Source organism: Streptosporangium sp. NPDC000095, assembly GCF_042899335.1.
Taxonomy (GTDB): Bacteria; Actinomycetota; Actinomycetes; order Streptosporangiales; family Streptosporangiaceae; genus Streptosporangium.
This window is the reverse complement of record NZ_JBIAZS010000007.1, coordinates 322,965-340,359: the sequence shown is the minus strand read 5'-3', so window position 1 is coordinate 340,359 and position 17,395 is coordinate 322,965. Positions and strand designations below refer to the sequence as shown.

The window sequence follows — 17,395 nt, the reverse complement described above, 5'->3', positions numbered from 1 at the left end:
CGTAACCGGCCCTTCCTCGAACCACCCGTAAATCACGAAGATCGGGCAAAAACCTCCCCTTCGCGTGTCCCTATCCACCGTTCGGCGCTCTCTCACGTAATAGAAAGCCGCCTAGAGAGATCGCCGCGGCGTCTCATGCCGGAAACAGGCCGGAGAGACCGCGCGGACGTCCCCGTCCGAGCCACGGACGCCGGATCGTCGGACGAGGCAGGACACTCCGTGTCACTCCCTCGCCTTCCGCACGCGGCCCGAGGACAAGGATCCACGTGAACAGCTACCGCGTTCTGCGCAACACCGTCGCGACCGTTCTGGCAGCATCGACGATGGTCGGCCCATCGGCGACGGGGAAGGCTGAAAGCACCTCCGAGACGTCCAGGAAAGGGACGATGAGGACGGTGCACAGGCTCACCTGGGCCACCCAGGTGAAGCCGAGGGTGAAAGCGGTCGCGAGAACCGCCAAGGGCAGGAACAAGACGATCGCCTATCGTCTGGTGTCCCGCCGAGCGTGGCCGCACAGCCAGTTCCGCTGCCTGGACAGTCTCTGGACCAGGGAGAGCAACTGGAACCACCGCGCGTACAACCGCTCGTCGGGCGCGTACGGCATCCCGCAGGCGCTGCCCGCGGGCAAGATGGCCGGCAGTGGCAAGGACTGGCGCCACAACCCGGCCACGCAGATCCACTGGGGTCTGCGATACATCAAGAGCCGCTACGGGTCACCGTGCGGCGCGTGGGGTCACTTCCGGTCGAGCAACTGGTACTGACCCAGGAGAGTTTCCAGGGGAAGGGACAACTCTCCTGACGTCCGGGGCCTGGGGCCCCAGGCCCCGGACGTCACCCTTTTCGAGTCTTTCGAGCCATGCGGCCGCTTCACCGGCTCACCGCGCGACCTCGCCACCTGCCGAGCGGTACGGCCGAGACGCACGATCGTCACCGGCCGGCCGGGACGCGCGGCCGCTCACCGGTCGGGACGCACCGCCATCGCCTGGATGAGCCTCTCCGGGGCGAAGGCGGGGAGTCGCCCTCCTGACCCGCTCCCCTTACCTTCCGAACCTTCCCAGCACGAAGACGACGGCCCCGGCCACGGCCGCGAGGGTGCCGATCCAGACGATGAGGGCGTCGGCCCGGTTGTCGAGGGGGTGGCCCCCGTGCAGGGCCTCCTGGGTGCGCCGGTAGCGGACGCCCGTGTGGGTCAGCAGCAGGACGGCGCAGAACACCGCGGGGACGAAGGGGACGACGGCGAGGACGGGCGTTCCCTCGCGCAGGGCGACGCCCGCGCCGGCCAGGCTGGTGACGGCCAGCACCGCGGTGGTGCGGACCCAGGCGAGACGGGTCCGTTCGTTCTGCAGCCCTTCGTCCCAGAGCCTGTTCACCGCGGGATCACCTGGACAGCAGGATGAGGACGAGGGCGAGCACGGCGACCGCCGCCACACCGTATCCGAACAGGGGCGCGAGGGCCGGCGGCGGGAGCGGGGCGGAGCTGCGCAGGGCGTTCTGGACGCGGCGCCAGCGAGGGTAGGCCATCGCGGCCGCCAGGGCCGAGAGCGACACCAGGATCACGGCGAGCAGGGTGCGCATCCACGGGACGAAGACGTCGGCGGAGACGGCGGCCATCGCCACGCCGCCCGCGCTCAGCGCGAGCGACGTACTCAACCAGGTCAGGTACGTGCGTTCGTTGGCGAGGGTGAACCGGGGGTCCGGCTCGTTGTCCGGAGAGTTCATGAACTTTCCTGGGTCTTCATAGGAACGACGCTATTTCAGCGACATTCCCCCTAGAGAACCCGGGATTTCCGGAGGTGCGCTCCGACACCTCCGGGTCTCACCCGCCCGGCCGCCGGGACGAAGGCTCCGGCGGCGGGTGATCTCCGCACTCAGGCGGCGAGGACTATCCGCAGGCTTCCGTCAGCTGCTGAACCCAGCGTGCCGAGTCGGTGGCCACCTTCTGGGCGGCGTCGACGGCGCTGTTGGCGTCGGTGACGTTGATGCCCTCCAGGGTGTTGGAGACGCCCTCGGCGGCCTCCTTCAGCGAGGTGTTGGCCGCCTTGTCGGCGAGGTCGCCCAGCTTGGCGCCGCCCTCGTTCAGCGCCTGCTCCATCGCGGCGGGGTCGTTGAGCAGCCCGGAGACCTTGGCGACGGTCTCGGTGACGATGCCCGTCGCCTGCACGCACTCCTGCGCCTTGTCGATGCCCTGGCTCACCTCCTGAAGCTCCGAACAGCCGGTGGTGACGAGGACTGCGGCCAGCACGGAGGCGGCGAGGACGGGAATTCGTCGCGGAAGGGGTCGCATGCCCCGACCCTACCCAACGGGCCGCCGCGACAGGCGCCGCCGTACCGGCTCGTTACCCGCCGGATCCACCCATGGAGGCGGGATGCGGGACGCGGGAGGGCCCGGGAACCAGGCGCGGGAAGACCGCGGAGCCGGGACGCGGGGAGGCTCCGGATCCGGGACGCCGCGCTGGCCGTACGATCGATCGGTAGTCACACGAGCGAGGGGGAGACCATGCCGACCTGTGAGCACATCCTGAAAGCCCAGGACCCGCCGCCGCGCACGCCTCAGGGGTGCGAGGAATGTCTGGCGATGGGCAGTCGCTGGGTCCACCTGCGCAAGTGCCTGTCCTGCGGGCACATCGGCTGCTGCGACTCCTCGCCCAACAAGCACGCCAGCGCCCACTTCCGGGAGACCTCCGACCCGGTCATGGCCTCGTTCGAGCCGGGCGAGGACTGGCGCTGGTGCTACGTGGACAACATCATCGGCTGACCCGTCGGCCCCACGCCCACAACCGACCGGGCCGGACCGGCGGATGACGGCCCGGCCCGGACGAACACCGCCTCGCGGCCGTCCGGCGGCCTCCGGTCCCGGCTCACGAGCGAGCCCTCCACTTCGAAGGCTCGGCGACGGTCACGCCGTGCGTCAACGGTCCAGCATTTCCAGGTAGTGCTCGTTGTACATGATCCCCAGCACGTTGCCGAACGGATCGACCACGGACGCGGTGACGAAACCGGGGCCGTGCTCGGTGATCGGCATGTACGGCGTGGCCCCCATCGCCAGCAACCGGTCCAACGCGGCCCGCACGTCGTCGACGTGCCAATGGACGACCGTGCCTCCCGGGGCGACGGCCGCGTCCGACGGGGCGTACCGCCGGTCGATGAGACCGAGTTCCGACTGGTGGTCGCCGATCCGGAACTCGTAGTAGGCGGCCGCTTGGCCGTTACCAGGGCGTTCGAAGTACGGTTCGACGTCCAGCAGGTCGGCGTACCACTTCTTGGCGGCCTCCAGGTCATCGGCCCAGAGGTTGATGGTGGCCGGTCCTCGCAACATGGGTGCTTCCTTCGTTCGATCAGTGGTGGTGACCATTTTCGGCTCTAAAGTGCTCACCAACTGATCACTTTTCTGGAGAACCGGAAGCATGCGCGCCGACCGTCTTGTCGCCGTCCTCCTGCTCATGCAGGCCCGAGGCCGGGTGACCGCGTCCGAGCTGGCCGAGGAGCTGGAGGTGTCCGTGGCCACCGCCCGCCGCGACCTCGAGGCGCTGTCGGCGGCCGGCGTCCCGGTCTACCCTCAACCGGGACGCGGCGGCGGATGGTCCCTCGTCGGCGGCGCCCGCACCGACCTCAGCGGCCTGTCGGCGACCGAGGCCCAGGCCCTGTTCCTGCTCCTCGGCCCGGCGACGTCCGTCGTCCCCGAGGCCAAATCCGCGCTGCGCAAGCTTCTGAGGGCCCTGCCCGGCACATTCCGCGCCGACGCCGAGGCCGCGGCGAGAGCCATCGTGGTCGACCCTGCCGGCTGGGGTGCGCGGGAACGCCGGCGTCCCCAACTGGTCGAAGTCCTGCAGAACGCCACCGTCCGCCACCTCAAGGTCGATCTCACCTACACCAACCGGGCCGGTGAACAGAGGCGACGGCTCGTCGCCCCCTGGGGTTTGATCGACAAGGACGACATCTGGTACCTCATGGCCGGAACCGACGACGGGCAACGAACCTTCCGGGTCGATCGGATCGTCGAAGCGGTCGTGACGGACCTCCCCTCTCAGCGACCCGACAATTTCGAACTGTCACAGGCGTGGCAGCGGGTCGTCGACGAGATGGAGAGGCGACGCTCGCGCGTCTCGGCGACCGTGCTCGCCGACGCCCGCCACCTGCCGGTCCTGCGCGACCAGTTCGGGCGCCACTGCGTCGTCGACGGCCCCGCCGGCGACGGGCGTGTCCGTGTCCGCCTCAGCGCCCCGACGCCACTGATGATCGCTCAGCAGCTCGCCGGTTGGGGCGCCGCCGTCGAGGTCGAGGAACCGGATCCCGTCCGTGCCGAACTCGCCCGGCTCGGCTCGGAACTCACCGAGCGCTACGCCGCCCGGAGGGAGTCCGCCACCGGTCGACGGCCCTGAGGTGGCCGGGCCGCCGACCGCGGAACACGGTGGTGGCGGCCCGATCCGCTCCGGTGCCGACCTGCTCGGGGTCGGCTAGTCACGCTCCAGGGTGGCCTCTTCGAAGTCGATCTCGTGGAGGACCCTGCGGAGCACCTCGTCGTCGATGCGCCGCTCGTCGCGGAGTCCGACGAACACCTCGCGCTCGACCATCAGCATCTCCCTGCGGAGCCGCCGGTAGACGCCGCTCGGCGTCTCCTCCCCCTCGGGTCCCGTACCGCCGCCCAGGCGCTCCCAGGCGGTGAGGGTACGGCGCTCGGCGCGGGTTCTCAGCTGGTCGACGACCTCCCTGTGGAGTTCGTCGACGCCCTCGGCCACCAGTTCGTCCAGCCGGGCCAGCGCGGCCGTGGCGGCCGCCTGCTGCGCGGCCGCCTCGGCCAGGTTGTCGGCGTAGATCTCCCGCTCGTTGGAGACCTTCAACCTGCGGATCAGCGCCGGGAACGTCAGGCCCTGGACCAGGAGTGTGCCGATCACCACCGAGAAGGTGAGGAACAGGAGCAGGTCGCGGCCGGGAAAGGTCGCGGGTATGGCGAAGGCCGCGGCCAGGGAGACCACTCCGCGCATGCCCGCCCAGCTCACGATCGTCACGTTCTGCCAGGTCGGCGCGTGGGTCTCGGCCTGCCGGACCTTCTTGGACAGCATCCGGGGCAGGTAGATGCTGGGCACGACCCAGACCACCCTCGCGACCACCGCGGCGCCGAAGACGGCGAGCGCCATCCCGGCGAGCCTCCACCCGTCGCCCCACTCCAGCTCCCTCATGATCGGCCACATCTGCAAGCCGATCAGCGCGAAGACGATCGTCTCCAGGAAGAAGCCGAAGACCCGCCAGACCGCTTCCGAGAGCAACCGGGTGCCGAAGCCCGCCCTGGGCATGTGGTGGCCGATATAGAGGCCGACGATCACCACGACGATCACGCCGGAGACGTTCAGGATCTCGGCCGCGAGGTAGACGGCGAACGGGATGAGCAGCATGACGGTGTTCTCGACGAGCGCGTCACGCAGCCGGACCAGCACCCGGGTCAGGATCCAGGCGAGCGCGAGGCCCATCGCCACGCCGCCCGCCGCGGAACGCGCGAAGTCCAGGGCGGCGTCCTGCCAGGTGATGCCGTGCCCGACCGCCGCCGCGATCGCCACCCGGTAGGCGGTGAGCGCGGTGGCGTCGTTGAACAGGCTCTCCCCCACCAGGATGGTGACCACCTTGCGGGGCAGCCCGAGCCTGCGGGCCACGGCGACGGCGGCGACCGCGTCGGGCGGGGCCACGATCGCGCCCAGCGCGAACGCGGCGGCCACCGGCAGCTGGGGCAGGAGCAGATGGGTGACCCACCCGACGACCAGCGTGGTGAACAGCACCAGGCCGACCGAGAGCAGCGCGATCGGCCTGCGCAGGTCCTTCAGCCTCAGGTAGGAGCTGTCGATCGCCGCCGAGTAGAGCAGCGGGGGCAGGAAGACCAGCAGGACCAGCTGGGGGTCGAGGTCGTACTCGGGCACGAACGGCGACAGCACCACACCGGCGAGCACGAGCAGCAGCGGCGCCGGCCATCCCCGGCGCCTGGCCACCGCGGCCACCGCGATCCCGACGGCCGACACCGCCAGCATCTGCAGCACCGTCGACTCTTCCACGCCACCCCGTCAGGTAGGGATCGGTCGGTCACCCGGCGGTCACCGGGCAGCCACCGCACGGCCGCTGAGCGGCCACCGAAGCAGCCTACGTGCCCCGGCACGCCTCGCGAACCGCCCTCCCCCGCGGGCCGAGACCACCATACGGCGCGAGTCGCGCCCCCGGCGGACGCCACACGCCGTCCGTCCGGACGAAGAACTCCGCGACAGGGCGTGGCGGAGTGGACGGACGGAACGGCTCAGACCTCACGACGGGACGCGGCCCCCTGCTCGCATGGCCCCGCCGTGTCCCGGGGAGAGGTCACCAGTCGCGCTGCTCGTCCCGGTCGCTGCGGCGCCGGCCCTCGCGGCGCCTGTCGTCGTACTGGCGCTCGTCTCGGCGATGATCGTCGTACCGCTCGTCGTAGCGCTGCTCGGGGCGGAGCCTCTCACCGGTGGAGTGCGGTGGCTGATCCTGGACGTAGGGGCGGGGCAGTCTCTGGTCGGGCGCGGCCTGACCTCGCAGGCCCAGCGGATCGGACGGGTCGACGTCCTGCTGGGCGTACGAGGGCGGCGCGCCGTACAGGTCGCGCAGGTCGGCGGGATGACCGGCCTGGTGCTGCTGGGCGCCGTAGGCGTAGGGATCGGGCTGTGCGGGGGCCGGGTAGCCGCCGTAGGAGTCGCCCTGGGAGGCGTCGTAGGCGGCCTGCTGCTGGGCGGCGAACCCGAAGGGGTCGGTCGAGTTCTGCTGTCCCTGCCCGTAGGGGTCGGGCTCCGGCCGCTGGGCGGACTCGGCGAACTGTCCGGCGAACTGGTCGAGGCGCGGCGTGAACGAGGTGGCCGGCTTCCTGCGGCCCGCCGGGGCCGTGAACGGGTCGGCGGGCTGGGCGGACTGGGACGGGGACTGGGGCGGCACGCCGTACGGATCGGGCCGCTGAGCGCCGTAGGGGTCGGGCTGGGCGGCGCCGTAGGCGGCCTGCCGGCCGGGCGGAGCGGCGTAGGGGTCCGGCGCGGGCGGGGCGCCGTACGGGTCGGGCTGGGCGGGCGGGGCGCCGTAGGGGTCCGGCTGCTGGGCACCGTACGGGGCGGGCGGCGCGGGCGGGTAGCGGTCGCCGGACAACTGGTAGGCGGCCTCGCCGGTGGCGGGACCCGAGCCGAGCGGCTCGACCGGCTGCGGCTGCCCGTAGGGCAGGGAGTCGTTCACGATCATGTTCTCGCGCGGCACGACGTCCGGGGAGCCGTACCCCTGGGGCATCCGCTCCTGGGGGCGGTCGAGGGGGGGCGGCGGCACCGCGCCTCGCGCGACGAGCACGTCGTTCGGACCGAGGGTGGCGGCCTGGCGGGGTTCGTCCAGCGGCGAGGGGACGTGACCCGCCGGGTCGGAGTACTGCTGCGCCTGGGCGTAGTCCTCCGGGCGGGGCCGGGCGTACTGACCGGTGCCGGGATACTCGCCGTAGGGCTGCGGCTCGTCCTGGGAGGGCTGCTCGGCGTGAACGGGCTCGCCCACCTCGTCGGGGTACTGCCCACCGGCCTCGACGAAACCCTCGTCAAGTGTGTCGACCAGGCGTCCCACATCGCTCATGGGCATGCGGAAACTCGCGGTGCACATCTCGCCGCGCCACAGGCTCAGCACCAGCGTGCCTTCGTGCCAGGTGACCCGGAGCACCCGCTCCTGGCCACGCTCGTCAAAGAACACCTCGCCGAACGACGGCAACGGGACCACTTCCGACATGGAAGACATAGTTCTCTAACCAGCCTTTATTCGTCCACTCGACCTCGGGAAACCCTACCGAACCGGTCTTTACGTCCCTATCTTCCGCCTCAGCGGCACCAAAACGGTAGCCCTTCCCTTGACCTTACGAGGATTGATGAGCCGGGTGATCCAGCCAGTTTGCCATGTGACGTGAACCTCGGGTTCCGGAATACGGGTATGCGTCCACGCCGCGACTCGCCGGAGCAGCCGCGACTGTCGGGGCGAACGGGTACGGTTGGCTGTCGTGCCGACCGACTCCATCGCCCCATCCGAAGACGTCTCCTCAAAGGTGGATATTCCCCCGGTTGAGGATTTGCTGAGCACCGCAGTCGAGGCGGTCGGCGGGGTCGAGCGCCCCGGGCAGATCACGATGACGAGGGCGGTGCAGCACGCGATCGAGTCGGGCGACCACCTCGCCGTCCAGGCCGGCACGGGCACCGGCAAGTCACTCGCCTACCTGATCCCCTCGATCAGGCACGCGATGACCTCCAAGGGCGCCGTGGTGGTCTCCACCGCCACCATCGCGCTCCAGCGCCAGCTCGTCGACCGCGACCTGCCCCGCCTCGCCAAGGCCCTCGCCCCGAAGCTGCCGCACGAGCCCGCGTTCGCGATCCTCAAGGGCCGCCGCAACTACCTGTGCCGCTACAAGGCGAGCGCGGGATGGCCGGACGAGGAGCAGGACCAGCTCTTCGACCCCCGGGAGGTCAACGCGACGGGCCGGATGGTCCAGCGCATCCAGGAGTGGGCGAACGAGACGGAGACCGGCGACCGCGACGAGCTCGTCCCCGGTGTCAACGAGCAGGCCTGGCGCCAGTTCTCGGTCAGTGCCAGGGAGTGCCTGGGGGCCACCCGCTGCCCGAGCGGCATGGAGTGCTTCGCCGAGCTGGCCCGCGCCCGCGCCGGTGAGTCCGACGTGGTCGTGACCAACCACGCGCTGCTCGCGATCGACGCGATGGAGGACTTCCCTCTCCTGCCCGAGCACGAGGTGGTCGTGGTCGACGAGGCCCACGAGCTCGTCGACCGCGTCACCTCGGTGGTGAGCGGCGAGCTGTCGGAGACCATGGTCGCGGTCGCCGCGCGGCGGGTCGGCAAGCTCATCGAGCAGCACCTCGCCGACCGGCTCATGGAGGCCGGCGAGGACCTCAAGGCCCTGCTCGCCGCGGCCCCCGCCGGGCGCCTCGACGAGCTCCCCCAGGTGCTCGGGATGACCCTCGCCCTCATCCGCGACGCGGCGTGGGCGTGCATCACCGCCCTCGGCCCGCGAGGTGGCGACAAGGACGACCCGGAGGGCGCGGGGCTGCGCAGGGCGGCCTTCACCTCGCTGGACGAGGTCCACGACACCGCGCAGCGCATGCTCGACGCCTTCGGCCACGCCGAGGAGATCGACCGGGCCGAGGTGGTCTGGCTGGAGGCGGGCACCGACCGGCGTCCTCCCCTGCTGCGGGTGGCGCCGCTCACGGTGGCGGGCATGCTGCGCGACAAGCTCTTCGGCGACCGTACGGTCATCCTGACCTCCGCCACGCTCGCCCTGGGCGGCGCCTTCGACGGCCTGGCCCGCCAGTGGGGCCTGGGCGGCGGGAAGGACGCCGCGGAAACCGTGGAAGAGGAGACGCGGGAAGGCGGGGAAGGCGGGGACAGGAAGCGGAAGAAACGCGACAAGGGCGGAGCCGGTTGGACCGGCATCGACGTCGGTTCCCCCTTCGACCACCCGCGCAGCGGCATCCTCTACGTCGCCAAGCACCTGCCCCAGCCGGGGCGCGACGGTCTGCCCGAGGCATACCTTGAGGAGATCACCGAGCTGATCGAGGCGGCGGGAGGCCGCACCCTCGGCCTGTTCTCCTCGATGCGCGCCGCCAAGGCGGCCACCGAGGCCCTGCGCGACCGGCTGAGCGTGCCGCTGCTCTGCCAGGGAGACGACTCCACGATGCTGCTGGTCAAGCAGTTCGCGGAGGACGAGCCGACCTGCCTGTTCGGCACGCTGTCGCTCTGGCAGGGTGTCGACGTCCCCGGTCCCTCGCTGCGCCTGGTCATCATCGACCGCATCCCCTTCCCCCGCCCCGACGACCCGCTCAGCTCCGCCCGCCAGCGCCACGTCGCGGCCAAGGGCGGCAACGGGTTCATGTCCGTCGCCGCCACCCACGCCGCGCTGCTGCTGGCCCAGGGCGCGGGCCGTCTGCTGCGCAGCCAGCACGACAAGGGTGTGGTCGCGGTGCTCGACCCCCGGCTCGCGACGGCACGCTACGCGGGGTTCCTGCGCGACTCGCTGCCGCCCTTCTGGCCCACCAACGATCCGGCGAAGGTCCGCAGCGCCCTCAAGCGCCTCAGCTCCTCCTGAGACCATCGGCCGCCGGATTCGCGGGTCCCTCGTCGCCGAGGGATCCGCGGATCAGAAAACGGCCGGTGCGGCAGGCCGAGGCCCCTTACCGGCCCGGGATCAGGTGGCCGTCTCGGCGATGGCCTGCAACGCCAGCACGTACGACCGCAGGCCGAAGCCCGCGATGGTGCCGGTCGCCACGGCGGCGACCACCGAGTTGTGCCGGAACTCCTCGCGGGCGGCCGGGTTGCTGATGTGCACCTCGACCAGGGGCGCGGTGCGCTGGGCGATGGCGTCGCGCAGCGCGTAGGAGTAGTGGGTGAACGCCGCGGGGTTCAGCACCACGGGGATCCTGCCGTCGGCCGCCTCGTGCAGCCAGCCCAGCATCTCGGCCTCGTCGTCGGTCTGCCGGACGTCGACCGACAGGCCGAGCTCCCTGCCGGTGTCCCGGCAGAGCGCGGCCAGGTCGGCGAAGGTCTCCGCGCCGTAGACATCCGGCTCGCGGGTGCCGAGCCGCCCCAGGTTGGGGCCGTTGAGCACGTAGACGGGTCTCATCGGGTCACTCACCGCTCCTTGATGGCCGCGCGCCTGCCGCGGCGGCCGACGTGACTCAGCAGACTTACCGGGCGACCTCGTGGTAGGCGGCCTCCAGGAGCTCCTCCGGCGGGTCGACCAGCGGAGACACCTTCGCCAGGTCGTCCAGGAGGACGAAGCGCAACTTGGCTCCGCGGCTCTTCTTGTCGAGGCGCATGTGGTCGCGCAGCTCGGGCCAGGCCTCGCGGCGGTAGGCGGTGGGCAGCCCGACCGAGGTGAGGATGGACCTGGTCCGCTCCACGACGTCGGCGCCGATCCTGCCGTCCAGCCGGGACAACTCGGCCGCGTAGACCATGCCGATCGCGACGGCCTCGCCGTGGCGCATCTGGTATTCCTCGACGCGCTCGATCGCGTGCGCCAGTGTGTGGCCGTAGTTGAGGATCTCCCGCAGACCGCTCTCGCGCAGGTCGGCTCCGACGACCTCGGCCTTGATCCGGATCTTCCGCTCGATCAGCTCGCGGGTGTGGCGTCCCTCGGGGCGCCTGGCGCCGTCCGGGTCGTCCTCGATGAGCTCGAGGATCCGGGGGTCGGCGATGAAGCCGCCCTTGATGATCTCCGCCAGACCGCCCACGTAGTCGTCGCGGGGCACCGAGACCAGCGTCGCCAGGTCGCACAGCACCCCGGCGGGCGTGTGGAAGGACCCGACGAGGTTCTTGCCCTCGGGGGTGTTGATGCCGGTCTTGCCGCCCACCGCCGCGTCGACCATGCCGAGAAGGGTGGTCGGCACCTGCACGACCTTGACACCGCGCAGCCAGGTGGCGGCGGCGAACCCCGCCAGGTCGGTGGTGGCTCCCCCGCCGACGCCGACCACGGCGTCCGAGCGGGTGACGCCCGCGCGGCCGAAGGCGGACCACAGCTCCGCGACCACCTCGACCGTCTTCGCGCGCTCGGCGTCGGGCACCGGCAGCGCGACGACCTCGTACCCGGCCGCCTCGATCGCGCCGCAGACGGGACGGGCGATCTCCGGCAGGCTCCCCGGATGGATCACGGCGACGGTGTTCACCCCCGCCCCCAGCAGGCCGGGCAGCTCGCCGAGCACCCCGGTGCCGACCACCACCTCGTACGGGCTCTCGCCGGGCACACCGATCCTGGAGATCGTCACGGCTTCAGGTCCTCCACGATCTGGTCGACGATCTGGCCGGGTTCGCGCTCGTCGGTCGCCACCACGATCGTGGCGAGCTCCTCGTAGACGGGACGCCGGGCGTCCATCAGCTTCTTCAGCTGACTGCGCGGGTTCAGCACGAGCAGCGGTCGCGCCGAACCCAGGCCCACCCGCTGGACGGCGTTGGAAAGACCGACCTCCAGGTAGACCACCGGCTGCCCGGCCAGCAGCACGCGGGTGCCCTCGGCGAGGATCGCGCCGCCGCCCAGGGAGAGCACCCCCTCGTGCTCGGCCAGCGCCCGCCGTACGGCGTCGGCCTCCAGCTCGCGGAAGACCTCCTCGCCGTCCTCGACGAAGATGTCGCTCACCGGCTTGCCCGCCACCTGCTCCACGTCGGTGTCGGTGTCGCGGAAGGCGACTCCGAGCCGTTCGGCGAGAAGCTGCCCGACGGTCGACTTGCCCGATCCTGGAGGACCGATCAGCACTGCTCGGGGACTCATGCGATCTCCTTCGACGCCGGCCCGCCCGTCGGGGAACCGAGAGCGGCCTCGCCGGGACGCCCGCTCACTTGATCACCAACGAGGAGAGGTAGCCGGACAGGTTGCGGGCGACCTCCTCGACGGAGTCGCCACCGAACTTCTCGATCGCGGCGTCGGCCAGGATCAGCGCGACCATCGCCTCGGCGACGATCGCGGCCGCCGGGACCGCGCACACGTCGGAGCGCTCGTGGTGGGCCTTGGCGGCCTCGCCGGTCAGCACGTCGACGGTGGCGAGCGCCCGGGGGACGGTGGAGATCGGCTTCATCGCCGCGCTGACGCGCAGCGGCTCGCCGTTGGTCATGCCGCCCTCGACGCCACCGGCCCGGTTGGTCATCCGGCGTACGCCGTCGGCGGTGTTCTCGATCTCGTCGTGGGCCAGGGAGCCGGGGCGGCGGGCCGTCTCGAACCCGTCGCCGACACCGACGCCCTTGATCGCCTGGATGCCCATCAGACCGGCGGCGAGGCGGGCGTCGAGGCGGCGGTCCCAGTGGGTGTAGCTGCCCAGGCCCGGCGGCAGGCCGTAGGCGATCACCTCGACGACGCCGCCGAGGGTGTCGCCGTCCTTGTGCGCCTTGTCGATCTCGGCGACCATGGCCGCGCTGCCCGCGGGGTCGGCGCAGCGCACCGGGTCGGCGTCGATCGCCTCCAGGTCGCCGGGGCCGGGGACGACGCCCGGGGTGGTGGCGGCCCCGCCGATCGAGACGACGTGGCTGACGATGTCGACGCCGAGCGCCTGCTTGAGGAAGCTCCGCGCCACCTGGCCGAGCGCGACACGGGCGGCGGTCTCGCGGGCGCTGGCCCGGTCGAGCACCGGGCGGGCGTCGTCGAAGCCGTACTTCTGCATCCCGGCGAGGTCCGCGTGGCCGGGACGGGGGCGGGAACGCGGCGCGTTGCGCGCCTGGCCCTCCAGCACGGCCGGGTCGACGGGGTCGGCGGCCATCACCGTCTCCCACTTGGGCCACTCGGTGTTGCCCACCCGGATGGCGACGGGACTGCCGAGCGTCCGGCCGTGGCGGACTCCGCCCACGATGGTCACGACGTCCTGCTCGAACTTCATCCGCGCCCCGCGCCCGTAGCCGAGGCGGCGACGGCGCAGCGCCTCGTCCAGCTGTGCCGTGGTCACCTCCACCCCGGCGGGCAGTCCTTCCAGGATCGCGACGAGCTCGGGGCCGTGGGACTCCCCTGCGGTCAACCAGCGCAACATGGTGACAAGTCTTCCACGTGCCGCCCACTGGAATGGCCTTTGTTCACCGGTTGAGACATCCGCCGGTCACCAGGACGGTCCGGTCACAGGGCGGTGAGGACGGCGGCGAGCGCGCCGACGGCCATGAAGGGGCCGAAGGGGATCTCGCTCTTGCGGCCCGCGCGGCGCGCGGCCATCAGGGCGGCTCCGTAGAGCCCTCCGGCCAGCAGACCGAGGAAGGCCCCGGTGACCAGGGTGTTCCAGCCCAGCCAGCCGAGGGCCGTGCCCAGGCTCGCCGCGAACTTGACGTCGCCGAACCCCATGCCCGCCGGGTTGACCAGGAACAGCAGCAGGTAGAAGCCCGCCAGAGCGAGGCCGCCCAGCCCGGCGCCGAGCAGGTCCCCGAGGCGGCCGTCGGCGAGGGCCGAGACGACGAGCGGGGCGGCGGTCCCCAGGTAGGCGGCGAGGGTGAGCCTGTCGGGCAGCCGGTGGACGGCGGCGTCGACGAAGGACAGGACGACGGCGACCACCGCGAGCCAGCCGAAGGCGAGCAGTTCCGTCGCCCTCCCTACCGGCGTGACCTCCGCCCCTTCCGGCACTCCCGGCCAGGCGGCCGCTCCCGCCGCCGCGTCCGGCCACAGGGCCCGCAGCGCGAGGGCGGCCAGCACCACCGCGGTGACCCCCTCCACCGCCCCGGCCACGGGTCGGGCGCCCCGCCGCTCCCCCTCGACCCCTGACAACTCGGCCCCCGACGACTCGGCCCCCGAGAAACGGGCCACCAGGCGCCGCGTCCCGCGCCCGATCGCGAGTCCGGCCAGAGCCGCCAGGACCGCCGTCGCGGAGAGGGGCAGAAGGGTCACCGGGGGGCTCATGAAGCCGACCATAATCGGCGCTCCTCTGCCCGCGCCGGGAATCCGGGCACTCCTCCTCTCCCACGCCGGGTGTGCCGAAACGGCCCGCGCCCGGCGACCGCGCCGCGCACCGACCTCCCTCCCCGCCGAAGGGACCCGGTGGTCACCCCGCACGCCGAGCCCCGCCCCCACCGGAGTGGCCGAGAAGACCCGCATTCGGTGGCCACCCCGCACCGGTCTCCAGCTCCGCGGAAAGAGCCCCGAGCGGCGCGCATCCGGTGGTCACCCCGCACGCCGAGCCTCGTCCACACCGAAGGATCGAAGTGACCTCGGAGGTCATTGACGATGACGGCGATGATCACGGAGGCTGTAGGCATCCCTACCTACCCCCGGAGGTCAGGAACGCGTGGACACGGATCGCTTCAGCAAGCTGCCCGCGGTCATCGCGTCACTCGTTCTCCTGCCCGTGCTGCTCGAACTCCTCGCGTGGTACATCGAGGGCGAGGAGTACGACGTGGCCCGCGCGGCCACCGTGATCACGGTGATCGTCGCGCTCGCCCTCATCGCCACCGTGCTCGGCCGGATCAGGGCGCGGCTGCCGGTGCTGATGGTGGTCGCGCTCACGGTCACCGCGGCGGGCGAGGCGGTCCTGGGGTTCGTGGCCGCGTTCGGCCCCGTGCTCTGGCGGGGCGGGGTGCCCGGCGAGCTGCACGGCCTGGTGACCGCGGGGGTGAGCGCGTTCGCCGTGGCCACCGGCGTCTACCTGCTCGTCCAGTATCGCCGGGGCCTTTACCTCCCCTACCTGGAGGCCGGGATGGGCCCGCTGCCCACGGCCACCAAGCGCAGGGTGATCGGCGAGTCGGAGATCCTGATCCGCACCATGCCGGACATCGGCCCCTCGGTGGAGAAGGCACTGGCCAGCTGCGTGGCCATGGTCGACCAGGACGACCTGCACTTCGTGGCCTACTTCGGCGACCAGAGGTGCCGCTTCTACACCGACGTGCTGGAGGACGGCGACCTGGCCCACTTCTTCCACGAGACCGACCAGGAGGAGCGCAGGAAGATCTATCTCAGAGCGGGCAACCAGCTCAACTGGCTGACCCAGCGGCTCAACCAGCAGCTGCACAGGCTGGAGGGCGGCATCCTCATCCGCACGGTCCTCGACGTGGAGCGCGGGGCCATGTTCTTCTACTGGGTCGACGAGACCCGCTATCTCATCGGGGTGACCCTGGACCAGCGCAAGGTCGACATCGCCGACGACAAGATGGCACGGCTCGTGGACACCATCCGCGGGCACTTCACCCTGCCCCCGATCAACCAGCGAGAACGCGCCCCGAAAACCCAGGGGCACCTGCGATCCATCCCAAGGAGCGAACGTTGGCCCGAATCGGGCTCTTGATCGTCGTCGTCGGCTTCGGCTGGCTCGCCGCCGACCTGGGCGGCCTGCGTGATCTGGAACACTCCAGTGCGTACGTGCTGCTCAGCAGCCTGTTGCTCGCGATCGGCCTGTACGGCAGCACGCACGGGATCGACCGCGCCGAGGCCAGAGAGCACTCGCGGCTGATCGTGCTCGCGGTCACCGTCGGGGTGCTGCTCAAGACCGCGTTCATCGCCGGGGTCGTCTACCTCGTCTCCGGCGACCCCCGGGCTCTGATCATGGCGGTGGTGGTCGCCCAGATCGACCCGCTCTCGGTCGCCGGCGTGATGCGGGACAGCCGTCTGTCGAACCGGGCGAAGACGATCCTCGGGGCGTGGTCCTCCTTCGACGACCCCGTGACGATCATCCTCGCCGTCTACGCGGCGGCGCTGGTGAGCGGTTCCGGCGGCAGCGGGCAGTCGGCCTCGTACTTCGCCGACCTGGGGTTGAACGTGCTGTTCGCGGTCGTGGTCTATCTGCTGTGGCGGCTGATCAGGAAGGCCCCGCCGGTGCTGACCTACGTGACGGCAGCCGGAGCGGTCGCCTCGGCCGCCTGGACCTCCCTCATGCTCGGCATCGCGACCGTCGGGCTCTACCTGCGCCTGCCCGACGCGCGCTGGCTGGGCCGAGCGGTGAGCGCGGCGTTCGCGCTGTCGGCCTTCCTGACGGGCCTGCTGCTCGTCGGCGGGACGAACATGGGGATGGGCGTGCTGCTCGGGCTGGCCGCGTACGCCGCGCAGATGGTCGCCGCGCTGGTGCTCACGCACGGCCTGCCGATGATCGACCGGGTGCATCTGGGGCTGGCCCAGCAGAACGGGGTGACGGCGGTGATCCTCGCCCTGGTCTTCGAACGCGACTTCGGGGGGTTTGTCGCCGTGATCGCCCCGGCGATCCTCACGGTCAACCTCGTCCACGCGGCGGCCAACCGAACCGCCGACGCCTGGGAGGCTCGGCGATCTCTTCCATCCGCGCCACTGTGACGTCGGGGGCCTCGGATGCCAGCCGGTCCAGGGTGCCCGACTCGACCGCGGCGAGCGCCCGCAGGAGGCCGCCCTCGATCACGAAGGGCACCGGGCCCGCGACGTCGACCACCGCCGCCGCGCTGCCCTCGTGCACCGCGGCCTGGCAGACCTGAAGGATCGTGGCCTGGATGGGCCTGGCGTCGGGGCGCCACCGCCGCAGCGCCTCCGTCCCGGTGAAGGCGAGCACCGCCTCGCGGCCGTCGGCTCCGACGAGCTTCGGGAGGGCCATCTCGCTCTCCTTCTCCTGCCGCAGCCCGTGCTCGCCGATCTCCGACTCCTTGAGCAGGGCGACCACCGGCACGAGCAGCCGGGCCCCGCTCAGCGCGGCGACGACCTCGCCGGCCTGCGCCTCTCCCTCGGCGAAGGCGGCGAGCGCGGATGTCACGGCGGCGTCGGCGGCACCGTCGTCGCCGGGGACCAGGGGTCGCGGAATGCTCGGCACGAACCGGGAGCCTACCCTCGGCCGGGCCAGGGGGGACGATCGCCCCACCCGGCCCGCCCCGGCCCGACCTCGGCTCGGACGTGACGCGTACACCGGAGCGGCGCACCGGGCCTGGGCATCCCGGCACCGGGGGCGGGGTGTCCCGGGCGATGTGTCGGGGCGGG

General features: G+C 71.7%; 18 protein-coding genes. 6 read left to right on the top strand and 12 right to left on the bottom strand.

The window, feature by feature from the left end; all coding sequences use genetic code 11:
* The first annotated feature begins 386 nt into the window (after positions 1–386).
* Positions 387–761, top strand: a complete 375-nt coding sequence (locus ACFY3V_RS18720; protein ID WP_350946815.1) for a transglycosylase SLT domain-containing protein — start codon at positions 387–389, stop codon at positions 759–761.
* Between the two features lie 276 nt (positions 762–1,037).
* Here the strand turns inward: ACFY3V_RS18720 and ACFY3V_RS18715 are convergent, their stop codons facing one another.
* From ACFY3V_RS18715 to ACFY3V_RS18705, 3 genes are all read right to left on the bottom strand, one after another.
* The gene (locus tag ACFY3V_RS18715; RefSeq protein ID WP_350946814.1) at positions 1,038–1,370 is read right to left on the bottom strand and encodes a DUF202 domain-containing protein; all 333 of its coding nucleotides are present in this window, start codon (positions 1,368–1,370) and stop codon (positions 1,038–1,040) included.
* Positions 1,371–1,377: 7 nt separating this feature from the next.
* Positions 1,378–1,719 carry a DUF202 domain-containing protein gene (locus tag ACFY3V_RS18710; RefSeq protein WP_350946813.1) on the bottom strand — a complete coding sequence of 114 codons (342 nt, stop codon included), beginning with the start codon at positions 1,717–1,719 and terminating at the stop codon, positions 1,378–1,380.
* Between the two features lie 163 nt (positions 1,720–1,882).
* Positions 1,883–2,284, bottom strand: coding sequence for a hypothetical protein (locus ACFY3V_RS18705; RefSeq protein ID WP_362906061.1), 402 nt, complete (start codon positions 2,282–2,284; stop codon positions 1,883–1,885).
* A 213-nt stretch (positions 2,285–2,497) separates the two neighbouring features.
* On the opposite strand from ACFY3V_RS18705, the gene ACFY3V_RS18700 reads away from it, so the two are divergent.
* Complete coding sequence (locus ACFY3V_RS18700; protein WP_362906063.1) at positions 2,498–2,755, top strand: UBP-type zinc finger domain-containing protein; 258 nt, start codon at positions 2,498–2,500, stop codon at positions 2,753–2,755.
* A gap of 153 nt (positions 2,756–2,908) precedes the next feature.
* Here ACFY3V_RS18700 and ACFY3V_RS18695 read toward each other — a convergent pair whose 3' ends face one another.
* Positions 2,909–3,316, bottom strand: coding sequence for a VOC family protein (locus ACFY3V_RS18695; protein ID WP_389774691.1), 408 nt, complete (start codon positions 3,314–3,316; stop codon positions 2,909–2,911).
* An 88-nt stretch (positions 3,317–3,404) separates the two neighbouring features.
* Here ACFY3V_RS18695 and ACFY3V_RS18690 point away from each other — a divergent pair, with 88 nt between their 5' ends.
* Positions 3,405–4,379 (top strand): helix-turn-helix transcriptional regulator, encoded by a 975-nt coding sequence (locus ACFY3V_RS18690; protein WP_389774689.1) that lies wholly within the window; start codon positions 3,405–3,407, stop codon positions 4,377–4,379.
* Positions 4,380–4,454: 75 nt separating this feature from the next.
* Here ACFY3V_RS18690 and ACFY3V_RS18685 read toward each other — a convergent pair whose 3' ends face one another.
* Both ACFY3V_RS18685 and ACFY3V_RS18680 read right to left on the bottom strand, forming a co-directional pair.
* Positions 4,455–6,038 (bottom strand): Na+/H+ antiporter, encoded by a 1,584-nt coding sequence (locus tag ACFY3V_RS18685; protein ID WP_362906069.1) that lies wholly within the window; start codon positions 6,036–6,038, stop codon positions 4,455–4,457.
* A gap of 298 nt (positions 6,039–6,336) precedes the next feature.
* Positions 6,337–7,746 carry a hypothetical protein gene (locus ACFY3V_RS18680; RefSeq protein WP_389774686.1) on the bottom strand — a complete coding sequence of 470 codons (1,410 nt, stop codon included), beginning with the start codon at positions 7,744–7,746 and terminating at the stop codon, positions 6,337–6,339.
* A gap of 265 nt (positions 7,747–8,011) precedes the next feature.
* Between ACFY3V_RS18680 and ACFY3V_RS18675 the strand changes: the two genes are divergently transcribed.
* Positions 8,012–10,102: an ATP-dependent DNA helicase gene (locus ACFY3V_RS18675; protein WP_362906073.1), complete on the top strand. Its 2,091-nt coding sequence runs from the start codon at positions 8,012–8,014 to the stop codon at positions 10,100–10,102.
* 99 nt (positions 10,103–10,201) lie between these two features.
* Here the strand turns inward: ACFY3V_RS18675 and aroQ are convergent, their stop codons facing one another.
* From aroQ to ACFY3V_RS18650, 5 genes are all read right to left on the bottom strand, one after another.
* Positions 10,202–10,636, bottom strand: a complete 435-nt coding sequence (aroQ, locus tag ACFY3V_RS18670) for a type II 3-dehydroquinate dehydratase (RefSeq protein ID WP_350946856.1) — start codon at positions 10,634–10,636, stop codon at positions 10,202–10,204.
* A 64-nt stretch (positions 10,637–10,700) separates the two neighbouring features.
* Positions 10,701–11,777 carry a 3-dehydroquinate synthase gene (gene aroB / locus ACFY3V_RS18665; protein ID WP_389774683.1) on the bottom strand — a complete coding sequence of 359 codons (1,077 nt, stop codon included), beginning with the start codon at positions 11,775–11,777 and terminating at the stop codon, positions 10,701–10,703.
* Positions 11,774–12,277, bottom strand: coding sequence for a shikimate kinase (locus tag ACFY3V_RS18660; RefSeq protein ID WP_362906077.1), 504 nt, complete (start codon positions 12,275–12,277; stop codon positions 11,774–11,776). Before ACFY3V_RS18660 ends, aroB begins: the two co-directional genes overlap by 4 nt.
* A gap of 64 nt (positions 12,278–12,341) precedes the next feature.
* The gene (aroC, locus tag ACFY3V_RS18655) at positions 12,342–13,520 is read right to left on the bottom strand and encodes a chorismate synthase (protein ID WP_350946803.1); all 1,179 of its coding nucleotides are present in this window, start codon (positions 13,518–13,520) and stop codon (positions 12,342–12,344) included.
* 83 nt (positions 13,521–13,603) lie between these two features.
* Positions 13,604–14,371, bottom strand: a complete 768-nt coding sequence (locus tag ACFY3V_RS18650) for a prepilin peptidase (RefSeq protein ID WP_389774679.1) — start codon at positions 14,369–14,371, stop codon at positions 13,604–13,606.
* Between the two features lie 385 nt (positions 14,372–14,756).
* Here ACFY3V_RS18650 and ACFY3V_RS18645 point away from each other — a divergent pair, with 385 nt between their 5' ends.
* Together ACFY3V_RS18645 and ACFY3V_RS18640 are read left to right on the top strand one after the other, a co-directional pair.
* Complete coding sequence (locus tag ACFY3V_RS18645) at positions 14,757–15,749, top strand: hypothetical protein (RefSeq protein ID WP_362906081.1); 993 nt, start codon at positions 14,757–14,759, stop codon at positions 15,747–15,749.
* A complete protein-coding gene (locus ACFY3V_RS18640; protein WP_362906083.1) occupies positions 15,728–16,747 on the top strand; it encodes a cation:proton antiporter in 1,020 nt (339 codons plus the stop codon). The genes ACFY3V_RS18645 and ACFY3V_RS18640 overlap by 22 nt, the downstream gene beginning before the upstream one ends.
* On the opposite strand, the gene ACFY3V_RS18635 is transcribed toward ACFY3V_RS18640, so the two are convergent.
* On the bottom strand, positions 16,668–17,231 hold the full coding sequence (locus ACFY3V_RS18635) for an SseB family protein (RefSeq protein ID WP_350946799.1): 564 nt from the start codon (positions 17,229–17,231) through the stop codon (positions 16,668–16,670). The two genes, ACFY3V_RS18640 and ACFY3V_RS18635, sit on opposite strands and share 80 nt — an antisense overlap.
* Between the last annotated feature and the right edge of the window lie 164 nt (positions 17,232–17,395).